Raw genomic sequence first — 14,389 nt, forward strand, 5'->3', positions numbered from 1 at the left:
AATTGAATTGTTTTATGCGCAGCATCCTTTTCCGCCGCTAGGCGGAACCCTTTCACTCCCATTTTTCCCAACTTCACTCCATTCTCCTTCCATATTCTTAACTTCCACTGCACCTTTGAAGCAAATAATTCTACCAGCCATGAAAAAAACACTACTCAGCATCTCTGTTTTTGCACTCGCTTTGATGCCTCTCGCATCATTTGGACAGATCACAATTGAAAGTTATGATTTTCGCCTTCCTGTCGGAGCAGATACCGCTTACCTGCAAGTGGTAGCAGCAGGGAACTCAACCGTCACCCCCGGCACTAATATGACTTGGGATCAATCAGGTCTGTTTGGCGGAGCTAACCTGGACTATGTCCTCGAATCGGTAAGCGATCCTAACCACCCAAATGCACAAGGACGAATTGACATACCTGCAAACCTGGGAAATGGCCTCTTTCTAGATGAGTTCTATACCTATTATGGTGTGAATGGAAACTCGTATTCAGAAGTAGGGTTCGAGATTGAAGGAAAGAGTTTTAGTATTGGGAACTTGACTGGCGACATGAATGATACCATCAAAACCCTTGATACCATCTTTAATTACGATGCGAAGATCCTTCAGTTCCCGGCTACAATGGGAGATAACTGGACCAGTAACTTTCATATTTGGGTACCATTTACCATCACCGTGGAGTCTGCTGCCTGGTACGGAGATACCATCGCACTTCGTCAAGACGTAGTATTACACGACACCGTGAAGGGGTGGGGAACCATCATTCTTCCTACTGGCGAGAGCATGGACGCCATCTTGGTTCAAACAACCGGTATCCGAGTAGATTCAGCGTACTTCAATGGTGCGCCTATGAATCCCGTACTCGCGCAACAATTCGGGTTTACACAGAACGATACCATCCGCTTTAACAGAATGGCATTCTACACCAAAGGCCTCAACTATTCGGCATATGAGTATTCGGAGATCGACGGACAACAAGGGACTCCTACGTTCTATAGAACGTCAAACATCAGTGTGGATGAAAGCGCGGCGCTTCCACTCGTTGTTTACCCGAACCCAGCATACGATGTTATCGAATTGATGGGTAATGTAGATGGTGCCGTACAAGTATTGAACCTCAATGGCCAGGTGGTTATTGAGCGAGAATTCGAAGCTACTGAAAGCGCTCGTCTAGACGTTTCAGCATTGCCAAGTGGAGTATACCTACTGCGAGCGGCGAATCAAACTATCAGAATTACAATCGAATAGATTACCGAAAGGTAGATACTTCAGAGAGGTCCTTTCTCTTGATATCCGGAACTTCGGCACCCTCCTCTGGGTAGCCAACCGGAATCAACAGAAAGGGCTTCTCATTTTCAGGTCTTTCGAGAATTTCACTCAAGAAGTTCATCGGACTTGGCGTGTGGGTTAGACTTACCAAACCCGCCTCGTGAATAGCCTGGAGCAGGAAGCCACAGGCGATCCCAACCGACTCTTGAACGTAATAGTTCTTTTTTCTCCCCTCGGGATGATTGTCGTAAACCTTCTTAAAAACAATGATCAACCAAGGGGATTTGGTCAAGAATTCTTTTCTCCAATCCGTTCCAAGTGGGGCCAAGTCATCTAACCATTCTTGAGGAGCCCGAGTTTCGTAAAACGACTTCTCTTCTTCTTCCGCCGCTTCTCTGATTTTCGATTTCAACCCAGCGTCCGAAACTGCGACAAAATGCCATGGCTGTTTGTGAGCCCCTGAAGGCGCAGAGCTCGCAATGCGAATGAGATTTTCTATCACATCTCTCGGAACGGCCTTGTCGCTAATATTCCGAACACTGCGACGGGCATCCATCATCTCATAATGCGCTCGCACGCGTTCACTTATCGTGTTCTCATTCAGCTCTCTTGGCTGATACTTTATGGTCGGAAAATCACTCATGTTCTAAGTTTAGCTATATCCCACAAAACCAAAGATTTGTCAGCATATTTGCCTCCGTTCTCTGTACATTTCTCGTTGTATACCGCAGTCGGATTCGGCAGGTTGAACGGCGGTAAAGTGAGGTTTAATGGCCTCCAATCTCCAGTGTGGATGTCCGTGTTTTTGTCAACCTCCACAAACGAAGTTGTCAAAAGATATTTTACGTTAGATCGCCGTATGTTATCTAATGCGAGCTTGACTTGTGCATGGCTTAGATGAACCAGACAGTCTCGTACAAGCAACAGATCAGCCTCTGGGATGGGATCGATAAGGAGGTCCAAAAATTCGAAGGTAAGGTCTCGACGGTGACCGTAGTTCGAAATGTTTCGATTGATTAAGTCTTTCACAATGTCGCCCCCAACATACGTGGCACCCGCGAGGTTCACTTGGTTCATCCATCCAAAATCGCCACACGGTATATCTACAATTCGCTCGATAGCATACTCTGCAATGACGCTATTGATTATCCGAATCACTTCCTGAGTTTGCTCCATGTTGGAACCTGGTCCCGATACGGATTCATCGTCATTCCAGTCATTTGAATGATAGATTTTCTCGAACCGTTCCACCGTGCTCAACCCTCTATAGGGATCGCCTTTTAGCTTCTTTAGTGACGACTTTAGTTTCTGAAATAGACCAGACATGACCACAAGTTCGTAAAAGGCTTCGGACTATCTATCAATCCCCTGGAATTCTGAGTATCTTTAAATATGTGGTATGACATTCTCCTCATTGCGTATTACGTACTGGTAACCGTTATCGCCATTGGAATTCTGATGGAAAATCGGAATCCGATGAAGACCGCCGGATGGGTACTCGTCATCTATCTCGTGCCGGTGGGAGGGTTGGTCTTTTACCTCATGTTTGGGCAAAATCACCGCAAGCGAAAGCTTTTTTCACGGAAGGGAGTTCGAGATAACATTTGGGTGCGCGAGTGGGAAGATAAGCTCATGAAATCTATTCGCGAGGTTGAGGATGTGGCGAGCAATTTCCTTGAGGAGAAGCTGAAGGTGGTTAAGGTTTTGTACAACAGCGACAAATCCATCATCACTTTTCGAAACAAGCCCACCCTGCTTCGAAATGGAGAAGAGGCGTTCCCTGAGATGCTAAAGTGCATTACTGAGGCAACGCATCATATTCATGTAGAATATTACATTGTAGAAGATGATGAGGTGGGAAGGAAGTTCCGCGACGCATTGATTGACAAGGCGAAGAGAGGTGTAGAGGTCCGGTTTATATATGACGACGTAGGCTCTTCAGGGTTGAAGAAGAGGTTTCTAAAACCCATGCAGGAAGCGGGAATAGAGGTCCGTCCCTTCATGCCGGTTCTCTTCCCAATCTTAACCAGCAGAGCAAATTACCGCGATCACCGTAAAATTTTGATCATCGACGGAAAAGTCGGTTTCCTTGGAGGCATCAACCTTTCATTTAGATACACGAATGATATTGAAAGAGGCCGCCATTGGCGTGATACCCATTTGAAGATTGAGGGAGATGCCGTCAAATCTCTTCAGATGAATTTCTTCCTGATGTGGAAGTTTGTCACCGAACACGATCCAGAAATCAATCCGCATTATTTCCCAGAAACAGATGTTGAGGATGTGAGCTTGATGCAAATCGCAGCATCAGGTCCAGATTCGGATTGGTCCAATATCATGGGTGCCTTTTTCGCGGCCATTAATTCAGCTCGCGAAGAGGTTCTTATCACCACACCTTACCTCATTCCCAACGATGAGATTTTACTTGCCATTCAAACCGCAGCTTTAAGCGGTGTGAAGGTTAAGATTATTTTACCCGCAAAGTCCGACAACCGAGTTGTACAAGCCGCTGTACTGAGTTACGTGAAACAACTCTTATCTGCCGGGGTAGAAGTGTATCTGTACGAGAAAGGTTTCATACACGCCAAAACTATGGTTGTTGATGATCGTCTTTGTACGGTCGGCACGTCAAACATGGACTATCGCTCTTTCGATATCAATTTCGAAATCAATGCAATGATGTATGACCCGGAGGTGACCGAACAATTGCGAAACGATTTCTACACAGACCTAAAGGAATGCAGGCAAATTACCTTGGAGCGTTGGGAGCGTCGGGTGTGGCGGAGACGTATTTCTGAAAGCTTGGCCAGATTGGTTGCTCCGCTGCTCTAAAACCAGAACCCGACGTTCAAATACAATTGCCAATCGTTGCGTTCCGTGCTCTTGTGTGCGGCAACGGAAATTGGACCAATCAATGTATTTAAACCGTATTCGAAGGCAAATCCGCCAATGGCCGTGGCAATGTGATCATCGAAAGGTTGTGTGATGTCCTGCACTACATAGGCGCCATTGATTCCAGCTAGTATGAATTGATTTTTGAATAGCTCATACTGGAAGTCTATGCGCTCCATTACGGAATGGTTTCCAAAGAAGAGCGCTTCCCTGTCTGCACTGTTGTAAGCCAAGGTGAAGGACGAGAAGTGATATCCGTAAAACTTGATGTTGTTGTTGATGTAGTTTTGTCCGTACCCTCCAAAATTTGCCATGTAAGGATACGAAGCAGCTGGTGTAAACATGTTGGCATTGAGATACATCGTGTTCCTCAATGTGAGTTTATCGGATAGGGGGATGTTGTGCTCATAGTTCAAATCGACACACAATGGAAGTTCATCTAGACTTCTGTCTGTGGTAGCATAGGCCATCGCTTCCAGCTCCAAAAATGCTCCACTCGTAGGATAGTTGGAGCGATTCCGATCGTCATATGTGCCCGAGAAGAAGATCTCTAGGTTTTTAAGTGATGCATCCTCGGAATCCAGCACGTTTTCCAATGATGTTACCGGGCTTGATAGTCCAACCTCGTGATAGCCGGCACCCAGCTTAAAGTAGGTCGATCTTTTAACAGATTTCGTGAAATAAGCTCTCGCTCTAAAATCGCTGGTGTTGAGCTGACCTAAGTTCACGTCCAACAGACGTAAGTCGCTTTGATAGTACCAATAGCGGAGGTCCATTCCAAAACCGGGCAGATTACCATAGTCCCATAGATAGGTCGCCGTGAGCCTCGGGTTGCTACTGGCAACTAGATCCAGACTAAAATATGACCCGCTAAAGAGTTGGTTTCTAGAGGTCAGGTTTATCATAGCGGAGGTCTCGAAGTCGCTGTCGTATCGGAGGCCTACACGCGTTTTCACTTGACTTGGTTTCTCGACTACGGTAACTACCAGAACGGTATTCTCGCCTCTTTGAACGGCACGGTAATTCGCCAAGCTGTAAAGTCTCGTGCCGTGTAAGCGCAGCATGGCTTCATCAATTTCATCGAAGGTTACGGTATCTCCAATTTCAAACCCGAGATTACCTCTCAAAATCGATTCTCTGGTATCGTAGATTCCCTTAACCTCCAAGTCATCAATTCGGATTTTAGATGGAGCTAAGTACGGTTCCATTGGCTTGGGTTGTGGACCTCCCAGTTGTTCTCTAATAGCCAGAAGTTTATCCATGTGGAGTCTAGCGGCTTGCCGACCTGATTCTATGATGGCGGCTGCATCATCAAAAGAGGTTACGCCGAAGCCCGTCATATCTGGATGGATAATTAGATCACAAAGGTTCTCCCTATTTTTTGTGGTCATGGCGTTTACATACATGCTCGTTTTCTCCAAAACCTTCAAGAAAGTAGGGTTCGAAAGCGAATCTGCGAAGGTGGTTTGTACGTCAACGCCAATAATGATATCTGCACCAAGATCGGCGATGTGATCCGCAGGGAAGTTGTTTACGGTTCCCCCGTCAATCAAGTATTTATTCCTGTATCGAAATGGATTGAACAACGATGGGATACTCATGCTTGCGCGCATGCTCAAGGGAAGAACACCTTCGCGCATAACCATTTCCTGACCTGTATTTAGATCGGTGGCAATACACACGAAAGGGATAGGGAGGTCCGTGGTGTAATCGAGCTCGTCGTGATAGCCAATTGTGTAATCGCTCAGTAGGTTAATAATCTGTTCCCCAGGGTTCAACCCCGATGGAATTACCAGCCCATGTCTAGTTACGTTGAGGGTGAGAATGTATCGTTCGTCGGTGTTCTTATCGTAGGCCGAAAGATACTTTCGTTCTGGATTCGGGTTCGTAATGAAGGTCCAGTTCGTGTTGGTAACAATGTCCGCAAGATCATTTGGACTATGCCCGATGGCGTACAATCCACCCATGATGGAGCCCATGGAGGTGCCGCCAACCATGTCAACCGGAATCCCTAATGAATCGAGGATTTCAAGTACGCCTATATGAGCGAAGCCTTTGGCCCCACCGCCGCTGAGCACGAGTCCAACTTTTGGGCGATCCTGTGCAGATAGAGATAATCCAGAGATGAGGAATATCCCGAAAACGAATAGTATTCTTCTCAAGGTCATGTATAGTCAGTTTGGAGGCCTCGTGAAGATATTGATTCTTATCGACTAGAACCAGAATCCCAATCGCACATATGTGAAGAGCTCGGAGTGGTTGGTACTTTTGGTAATGAAAAGCTCGAGCGGGCCAATGGCACTGTTGTAGCCGTAAGAGAGACCGTAACCATCGAGTAGGACATCCGACGAGAACAAATCGTTGATTGTAGCTTCTAGTTTTCCAACGTTGGCATGAACGGTAAAAAAGTGGTTGTCGAAAGCTTCGTACCAAAGGTCAGCTCTCAACGTAAGTGCATTTCTACCGAACAATTCCATGTATCTGTACCCGATGAAAGGGAAGATGTGTTGTGTGTAATTCTCGCCCATACTCCCGAGGAATATGGAGTAGGGAAATGGAGCGTCTGGACCCAGCGTTGCGGCGCCAAGGGCTCTCGTTCTTGCTCCCCAGCGGTCGCTAAACTTATACGCCTGATCGTAAGACAGGTGCACTACAGAGGTAGGTTCTAGGTAGGTAGAAAAGTCAACTTGCTCGGAAATCAACTTTATCTCACCCTCTAAGGAAAATCCACTATTGGGTTTATACGTTCTGTTGAATGAATCAAATTCAATGAATCCGAAGTAATTGAGATATGTGGCATTGGACTCTTGAATCTCCGAACGCAAAATAGGTTCACTAATGTCGATATTCTCAAGGCGAACACCACCTCCAATGGTGTATACATCCCAAAGCGTTGAGTGAATAAACACCTCTGTACTAAAATCAGTGTAGGTGTATTCAGTGATGGGATTTCTATCTGCATACACCCTTGAATCGAACTGATGAAAGTCCACTTTCAATCCCAAAGCTGGGATAAATCCTCTTTCAAAAATATAGCTCAATTCACCTCTTGGATTCTCGCTAAGCACGGCATCGAATGAAAATTTCGAGTTTTTGAGGAGTGCGTTCCGGACGGTAAGATTGAAGAGGACGCCAATCTTGAAATCATCGTCGTAATGAACGCCAAGATGAACCTCTTGATTTGAATCTTTTTCATGAAGAATCACTTGTAAATCATGACCTCCAGATGAGTTTCGGTGCAGTCGATAATCGACGTGCTCGTAGAAGTTACTTCCATAAAGCTTTTCAATTCCAGCCCGGAGGTCTTCCGTTTCTGCAGGTGAATTTTCATCAATTCCCAAGGTAGATTTGATGAATCGTTCGGACGTTTCTTCGTTACCTGTGATGTAAATAGAAGAGATGTACAAACTGTCTTTTGGAAAAGGTGGGCGCATAGGAGGGAGAGGCGTTGAAGCGCCAAGAGGCAACAGAATCTCCTTGTACTTCTGGGTCTCTAATGCTCCCAGTAATATGATGGAATCGGTGAACTCGTAGCTCACAATGTTGAACGACTCTAAAGGTGGGTGGATGATGATATCCGCGTATTTCTTCTGCTCCTCGAAGTAGGTCATGTTCGGAAAGCTCCCTACCTGCTCGAGAATGGTGACCATGTCGTTGAGTTCTTCCCTTTGGTAAAGCGTTGCTTGGGCGTCCGAAGCGATGATGAAGTCCATACCTCGATCTTTAAGCAGCTCTATTGGAATGTTGTTTCTCACGCCGCCATCTACGAGAAGGCGACCATTGATTTCGTAAGGTGAAAAGATGGATGGGAAGGCGGAGCTAGCGCGTAGAATGGCAGGCAAATCTCCGTGGTCGAACACAATCATCTCACCCGTTTCGAGGTCGGTTCCCACGCAAGTAAACGGAATCTGAAAATCTGTAAAGAGGGTGTCGTCGTGTACTTCTTGGAAGAGGTAGGAGAGTGTAGAGAGAACATACTGACCAGAATTCAAAGCATCTGGAAGTCCAATTCCGTTGCTGTCGACCGATAAACTGAAGGTATATCGATCTTCACTTTTTCTGTCGAGATACGACCTGTGGTACCTAGGGATGTTGTTGTTAAGTAGAGCTTCCCAATCTACTGTGGCGAGCATTTGCTCGATTTGATCTGGCGAAAAACCGTGGGCGTACATCGCTCCAATAATGGCCCCCATGGAGGTTCCGGTGATGTAATCTGGACGAATTCCGTAGGATTCTAATTCGCGAAGCACGCCGATATGGCACATCGATTTTGCTCCTCCACCGCTGAGTGCAAGGCCGATTTTTGGGCGCTCTTGAGCATGGGAAGTGTATGAGAGCGCGATGAGGAGAAGTATGCCGAGTAGCTTACGCATCAGGATGAAAGTACGACCAAATTTTTTGTGCTTTAGACGTCCCAACTAATTCTTCTAGTTCGGTTTTTGATGCTCCTTCAACGCGCTTGGCGCTTTTGTATTTCTTGAGGAGCTGCTGAATTGTCGCGGGACCTACCCCTGGTATATCTTCAAGCTTACTTTTTACCGCAGCTTTACTCCGCTTTTTGCGGTGGAAAGTGATACCGAATCTATGGGCTTCGTTTCGGGCTTGTTGAATGATTTTTAGTGTTTCAGACCGCTTATCGAGGTAAAGGGGTACCGAATCACCGGGAAAGTATATTTCTTCCAAGCGTTTGGCGATTCCAATGATGGCAATCTTCCCTCTCAGTCCGAGTAATTCGAGGCTTTTGAGGGCCGATCCAAGTTGTCCCTTACCGCCATCAATAATAATTAGTTGAGGTAAGTCTTCGCCTTCTTGCAGCAAGCGACTATATCTGCGATGTATGATTTCTTCCATACTGGCAAAGTCATCGGGGCCTTCAACCGTTTTAATGTTGAAATGGCGATAGTCTTTCTTCGCGGGCTTGCCGTCTTTGAAAACTACACAAGCCGCTACAGGATGTGAACCTTGAATATTGGAGTTGTCGAAACATTCAATATGTCGCGGCTCCTCACTCAAACGCAAGTCAGATTTCATCTGCTGCATGATACGGTTGGTGTGTCGATCGGGATCCACAATTTGAATGTTCTTGAGCCTTTCCGCTCTGTGGTAGCGCGCATTGCGCAAGCTCATATCAATCAACTGCTTCTTGTCACCCCGCTGTGGAATGTGAATTTTCACTTCGGGAATCTCGAGTTCTACTTCATGCGACAAGTAGATGTCTTTTGAGGTGCTGTTGTATCGTTGACGAATTTCTGGGATACTCAGTTCGAGGAGTTCGCTATCCGTTTCTTCCAATTTCTTTTTGAGCTCTACAGTGTGTGCCTGAACGATGGCTCCCTCATTGATCTTGAGGTAGTTTACATAGCCATATTCGGCATCGCTCATTACAGTGAATACATCCACATTCGTAATGGACGGGTTCACAACCGTACTCTTGGCCTGGTACTTCTGGAGCAAATCGATGCGCTCCTTTACACTTTGAGCTAGCTCAAATTGCAGTTCCTCCGCATGTTTCTGCATCTGCTCCTTGAGGTGTCGGATCACGGCCGATATGTTGCCTTTGATTATTTCCCGGGCTGATTCTACATCGGCGTTGTATTCTTCTTCCGACTCTAATCCCTCGCACGGGCCTAAGCAGTTCTTAATGTGGTACTCAAGGCACACTTTGTACTTGCCGGATTCGATGTTTTCACGAGCGAGATTCAGGTTACACGTGCGAAGTTTGTAAAGCTGACGAATCAAGTCGAGAACGGTTCGCATGACGCGAACGGAGGCATACGGACCAAAGTATTCGCTTCCGTCTTTTATGGGGTTGCGGGTCGAGAAGATTCTCGGAAAGCGCTCATTTTTGATGCAAATCCATGGGTACGTCTTGTCGTCCTTAAGGTTGACGTTGTACTTGGGCTGGTATTCTTTGATGAGGTTGTTCTCGAGCAAGAGAGCGTCAAATTCCGTTTCGGTCACAATGGTGCGAACGTCCTTCACTTTTTTCACCAACATGTACGTGCGTGCATTGTCATGTGATTTGGTGAAATAGCTGCTTACTCTCTTTTTGAGATTCTTTGCTTTACCGACGTAAAGAATTTTTCCTTCTGCATCGAGGTGCTGGTAAACACCTGGCTTATTGGGTAGTGTCTTGAGAAGGTTCTGAATGTGTTCAGATTTGGCGCTCATCACTCAAAGATAGGGAAGAGGATGGCTCAAACACTAGGGTTTATGGGGTTTTCGGAAATAAAAAAAGAGAAAACCGAGTGTCCCGGCTTTCTCTAACCCATGAGTCGAATCCGTAGAATTCGTTGCTTAACCGGGTGCAAGATAAAAATTTTTTCTAAGTGTAAATAGTACACTTACTATTTTTTGCATACGTTTGTTCTGCGCGACAGTCCATTAGGATCGTCAAGCGCGCGTTCCTGTGCAAGCGATAGGAGCTGATACCTAGGAAACTTTGCGGAATCTGTCTTTGATTTTCTGAGCCTTTTAAAGACCGAGCCTTTCTTCACCGCGGAGCCAATTGAGGTAGAAGCTCCTTTTTTTATGCGTGGTGAATTTCTATAGCGATGAGCGAGAAATTGTCGTTCGAGTGAACTTCGCACTTCTTGCGGATTTCGGTTACCGCTTCTTTAAGTGGGTTGGAATTGAGGTGAAGAATAAGGTCATCCTCCGTACATCCCTCCAAAATGCCGTCTGAAAGAAGAAGGATATAGTCGCCTTCACGCAAGTCTTCTAACAATGCAATTTCTGGCTCTGCTTTTCTTCTTCCGTCGTTAATGGCCTGCATAATGACGTTCTTGGAGCGGCTGCTTAGCGCTTCTGCCTCGGTCATTTCGCCACTATCCACCATCATTTGAACCAAGCTATGATCCTTCGTTTTAAAAACGATTTCCGAATTGCGGATGTGGTAGAGTCGACTGTCTCCTACCCAATAGGCATAGCCCTTTTCATCATCAATGGGGTGAAATCCAACTAGCGTCGATGCCATTCCCTTGCAGTCAGGAAAATCATCACTGTGCTCTGCAAGCTTCTTCTCGGCATGGTCGATGGCCTCTAAAATCTCACGCTCGCCAGGTGCTTCGTGCATCACTAATCGCTGTCCAACTTCGCGGCTTACAATACCCGAGGCAATCTCGCCATTGCGATGACCACCAACACCGTCGCACACAATAAACGACCTTGCCCCAACACCGTTCACGTGTTCGGGAAAGACACTGTCTTCATTGCTTTTTCTTTTACCGGGATGACTGAGTATGTAATGCACCAGACGCACTATGTTCTAAGTTGTACTTCCTTGAGTCTTCGTTATATAACGCGACAAGTGAAAGCGATTTCCGTATATCATTTAAATCTAGCCCACCATTTTTCAGCATCTTCTTCCGTCCAGGTATGTTTTGACGAAAGTTTCGAGAGACCCTGAAGCATTTCTTTGGCGGATTGAGGTCGTTCATCTGGATCTTTAGCCAACAAACTCTGCACAAAATTGCTGACGTCTTTAGGTACTTCTTTATTCACTTTGTGAAGTGGTTCCGGATCCGTATTCACCACCTGGTACATAATGTCAATTTCAGTCGAATACCGGAATAGAGCCTCTCCCGCCAATAGGTAGTATGCAACTGCGCCCAACGCGTACAGGTCGCTCCGCTTATCGCTTGTGGTTGGAGATTTAATCCGTTCCGGTGCCATGTACAATGGGGTTCCTGTAAGCTGAGTAGTGCGTGTTTGTTCAGCTTCATCAGCCGTCAAGTCTTTCACCAAGCCAAAGTCGAGAACCTTTACCACGTCGTGTTCACCACCTCGTTGTACCAACATGATGTTTTGAGGCTTGATGTCGCGGTGAATAAGGTCGATGCTGTGTGCTTCAGCAATGGAGGCCGTAGCCTGACGAAGTATGTGAAGTACTCTAGCCACCGGCATTTCGCCTTGCATTTGAACTACTTGAGCGAGCGTAAATCCGTTCAGAAGTTCCATCGCATAGTAGAATACGCCTTCGTTCGTTCTGCCGAAGTCATAAATCTCAATGGTATTTGGATGGGTAAGTCGCGAGGCCAATTGTACCTCTCGCTCAAAGCGTTCAATGACTTCAGAGGAAACGTGATCGGCTTTCAATATTTTGATGGCTGTTGGTCGCTTCAGCAGCGCATGATCTGCCAGATAAACTTCGCCAATTCCACCCTCGCCAATTTTTCTCACCAAGGTGTATTGACCTAGTTGCACGGCTTCACCGACTTTGCGTTTCAAACCTAAGAAGCGCAGTGAAGAGTACAGGGAATAAGTAATAACCAAGGCCAAAATCAGAATGAGAACTAGGAAGGTATTATCGATATAAACGAGTGGCGAGAAGGCCTCTTCGTAGTCCACTTCAGTAACAAGACCAAAATTGTACTCGGGGAACCAGTGGTAGGCGCCAATTACGGTTACACCCCGATAATCTCGGTAGGGCTCAGTCACGACGGCCATGGTGGCAACCGAGGTATCTTCTATGCTGGCAAGGGCGAGTGCTACGGGACGCGTAAAGGGTTGACTTCCGCGTGGTCCGTCTGGCTTATAACCCTCCAATAGGTTGCCGCCAGGGTCTCGCAATGACACTTTCAGAGCCGATTTCGGATTGTTTCCTTCGGGAAGAATTCCAATTGTTTGCAGTTGCTCAGCAAATCGGCTTTGTGTGAGCATGAGTCCGTTGCGATTGAACGCATAGGTTTCACCTGTCTTACCTACCTCGGCAATACTAATGATGTCGGAGAAGCCTTCATCTGCATATCGACCCACACCAAAGTACCCGATGAGTTGGGCAGAATCATTGTAAAGTGGATTGCCCGCCCACACGATTGGCCTTTCGTAAATCGATTTTACTCGGGCGTCTTCATAGATTATTTGCGAAGGATCAAACGGAGCACGGAAGGAACCACCGGCCTCCCCGAAAGCAACGAGTTCGCGGAATCCAACTTGATTGAGTCGGTTGCCAATCACGGAGCGCTTGTTTGCGGAGAAGACATATCCATCGGTGTCGAACACATTGTATCCAGCACTTCGGGAATCTTCTAAGAAGGGTCTAAGGATGGCCGTAATCGTGTCTTGCCAAGGCGCGAATTGAAGCTCCTCGATACACAGGGGACAGTTCCCATAGTTGAGAATGTACTCTATTTCATCGCTGAGTTCGGGTGTTCTCGACCAGCTTTTTACAGAATTTCGGTAATCGTTGATCCATATTTCGAGGGCGAGGACGTCCGCCTCCAGAACCGTTTGGAGTTCTTCCGCTCGGATTTCCTCAAGGCTGTTTTTTACTTGGGTATGCGACCAATATCCGAGAACAATGAGAAGGATGAAAGTAATGATAAGCGTAACGCCAAAGCGTGTTCGCGTGCCAAAGAAGCGCTCCAGCCAAATGGATCTTTTCGAAAAGAGTGTATCGGTATGTTTGCCAATTCTACGATTGGATCTTGGTCCTTCCGAGCTCTTGCTTTTAGTCTGAGGTTCATCTTCTCTTTCGTTGGTGAGGAGTGAATCTTCAGAGTGATTGGCGAGGAGTTCCATCACTTCAGCAATGAGCACTTCATCACCGTCGCAAGCTTCGTGAACAAAAGCTGGACGTTTATTTCGGGGAAGCTCAATCGCTTCCTGAAATACTTCTTTTACCTTCTGATATTGTTCTGGTTTCATCATTTCCCTTCAAGGCGTACATTTTTTCGCAGCCATGCTTTAATCATGGTCCACTCAGACTCAATTTTCCGTTTGGAATAGCCGAGTGCATCCGCGACTTCTTGCACCGTCATTCCGGTGAAGAATCTCATTTCGACGATTTTCGCTTGTAGGGGGTCAATTTCTTCTAGGTGGGTAAGTGCCTCATCTATGGCTAGTACGTGTTCACCGACTTCAGGGTCGAGCAGTTTGAACTCTACGTCATCCACATTCACTTTTTTCACATCGCCACCGCGTTTTTTACGTCGCTTTGTCCTGGCATGGTCGACAAGTATTCGACGCATGGCTTGGGCGCTTACAGCCAAAAAGTGGGTTCTTCCTTGCCAGTCAACATCATCCTGACCAATTAATTTCACATAAGCCTCGTGAACGAGACTGGTAGGCTGAAGGGTGTGTCCTTTGTTCTCATACCTCATGTAGTTTCCTGCCATGCTGCGGAGTTCATCGTAAAGCATAGGAAACAGTACATCGGCGGCTTTATCGTCACCGTCTTTTAGGTCTTTAAGAACTTTGGTAAAGTGCTGCGGATTGGCCATAGTAGAG

At 46.5% G+C, this 14,389-nt stretch carries 10 protein-coding genes; 2 read left to right on the forward strand and 8 right to left on the reverse strand.

Going from position 1 to position 14,389, the window contains the following annotated elements:
• Nucleotides 1-139: 139 nt before the first annotated feature.
• On the forward strand, nt 140-1,246 hold the full coding sequence (locus F8C67_RS04005; protein ID WP_151666524.1) for a T9SS type A sorting domain-containing protein: 1,107 nt from the start codon (nt 140-142) through the stop codon (nt 1,244-1,246).
• Nucleotide 1,247: 1 nt separating this feature from the next.
• Here F8C67_RS04005 and F8C67_RS04010 read toward each other — a convergent pair whose 3' ends face one another.
• Together F8C67_RS04010 and F8C67_RS04015 are read right to left on the reverse strand one after the other, a co-directional pair.
• Nucleotides 1,248-1,910 (reverse strand): nitroreductase family protein, encoded by a 663-nt coding sequence (locus tag F8C67_RS04010; RefSeq protein WP_151666525.1) that lies wholly within the window; start codon nt 1,908-1,910, stop codon nt 1,248-1,250.
• Entirely contained in the window at nt 1,907-2,593 is a 687-nt protein-coding gene (locus F8C67_RS04015; protein ID WP_151666526.1) for a class I SAM-dependent methyltransferase, read from the reverse strand. Before F8C67_RS04015 ends, F8C67_RS04010 begins: the two co-directional genes overlap by 4 nt.
• 66 nt (nt 2,594-2,659) lie before the next feature.
• Here F8C67_RS04015 and cls point away from each other — a divergent pair, with 66 nt between their 5' ends.
• On the forward strand, nt 2,660-4,099 hold the full coding sequence (gene cls / locus F8C67_RS04020) for a cardiolipin synthase (RefSeq protein WP_151666527.1): 1,440 nt from the start codon (nt 2,660-2,662) through the stop codon (nt 4,097-4,099).
• Here cls and F8C67_RS04025 read toward each other — a convergent pair.
• From F8C67_RS04025 to F8C67_RS04050, 6 genes are all read right to left on the reverse strand, one after another.
• Nucleotides 4,096-6,327, reverse strand: coding sequence for a patatin-like phospholipase family protein (locus F8C67_RS04025; RefSeq protein ID WP_151666528.1), 2,232 nt, complete (start codon nt 6,325-6,327; stop codon nt 4,096-4,098). The genes cls and F8C67_RS04025 overlap by 4 nt on opposite strands.
• Nucleotides 6,328-6,372: 45 nt before the next feature.
• On the reverse strand, nt 6,373-8,532 hold the full coding sequence (locus F8C67_RS04030; RefSeq protein WP_151666529.1) for a patatin-like phospholipase family protein: 2,160 nt from the start codon (nt 8,530-8,532) through the stop codon (nt 6,373-6,375).
• A complete protein-coding gene (gene uvrC, locus F8C67_RS04035) occupies nt 8,525-10,330 on the reverse strand; it encodes an excinuclease ABC subunit UvrC (RefSeq protein WP_151666530.1) in 1,806 nt (601 codons plus the stop codon). Before uvrC ends, F8C67_RS04030 begins: the two co-directional genes overlap by 8 nt.
• 358 nt (nt 10,331-10,688) lie before the next feature.
• On the reverse strand, nt 10,689-11,411 hold the full coding sequence (locus F8C67_RS04040) for a PP2C family protein-serine/threonine phosphatase (protein ID WP_170266354.1): 723 nt from the start codon (nt 11,409-11,411) through the stop codon (nt 10,689-10,691).
• 77 nt (nt 11,412-11,488) lie between these two features.
• Entirely contained in the window at nt 11,489-13,810 is a 2,322-nt protein-coding gene (locus tag F8C67_RS04045) for a serine/threonine protein kinase (RefSeq protein ID WP_151666532.1), read from the reverse strand.
• A complete protein-coding gene (locus F8C67_RS04050; protein WP_151666533.1) occupies nt 13,807-14,382 on the reverse strand; it encodes a sigma-70 family RNA polymerase sigma factor in 576 nt (191 codons plus the stop codon). The genes F8C67_RS04045 and F8C67_RS04050 overlap by 4 nt, the downstream gene beginning before the upstream one ends.
• Between the last annotated feature and the right edge of the window lie 7 nt (nt 14,383-14,389).

Source organism: Phaeocystidibacter luteus (genome assembly GCF_008933115.1).
In the GTDB taxonomy this organism is placed as follows: domain Bacteria; phylum Bacteroidota; class Bacteroidia; order Flavobacteriales; family Schleiferiaceae; genus Phaeocystidibacter; species Phaeocystidibacter luteus.

Bases quoted from the DNA above. Each gene is read 5' to 3' on its own strand.
- F8C67_RS04015 (WP_151666526.1), bottom strand. From the start codon at position 2,593: ATGTCTGGTCTATTTCAGAAACTAAAGTCGTCACTAAAGAAGCTAAAA.
- F8C67_RS04050 (WP_151666533.1), bottom strand. From the start codon at position 14,382: ATGGCCAATCCGCAGCACTTTACCAAAGTTCTTAAAGACCTAAAAGAC.
- cls (WP_151666527.1), top strand. From the start codon at position 2,660: ATGTGGTATGACATTCTCCTCATTGCGTATTACGTACTGGTAACCGTT.
- F8C67_RS04045 (WP_151666532.1), bottom strand. From the start codon at position 13,810: ATGATGAAACCAGAACAATATCAGAAGGTAAAAGAAGTATTTCAGGAA.
- F8C67_RS04030 (WP_151666529.1), bottom strand. From the start codon at position 8,532: ATGCGTAAGCTACTCGGCATACTTCTCCTCATCGCGCTCTCATACACT.
- uvrC (WP_151666530.1), bottom strand. From the start codon at position 10,330: ATGAGCGCCAAATCTGAACACATTCAGAACCTTCTCAAGACACTACCC.
- F8C67_RS04005 (WP_151666524.1), top strand. From the start codon at position 140: ATGAAAAAAACACTACTCAGCATCTCTGTTTTTGCACTCGCTTTGATG.
- F8C67_RS04010 (WP_151666525.1), bottom strand. From the start codon at position 1,910: ATGAGTGATTTTCCGACCATAAAGTATCAGCCAAGAGAGCTGAATGAG.
- F8C67_RS04025 (WP_151666528.1), bottom strand. From the start codon at position 6,327: ATGACCTTGAGAAGAATACTATTCGTTTTCGGGATATTCCTCATCTCT.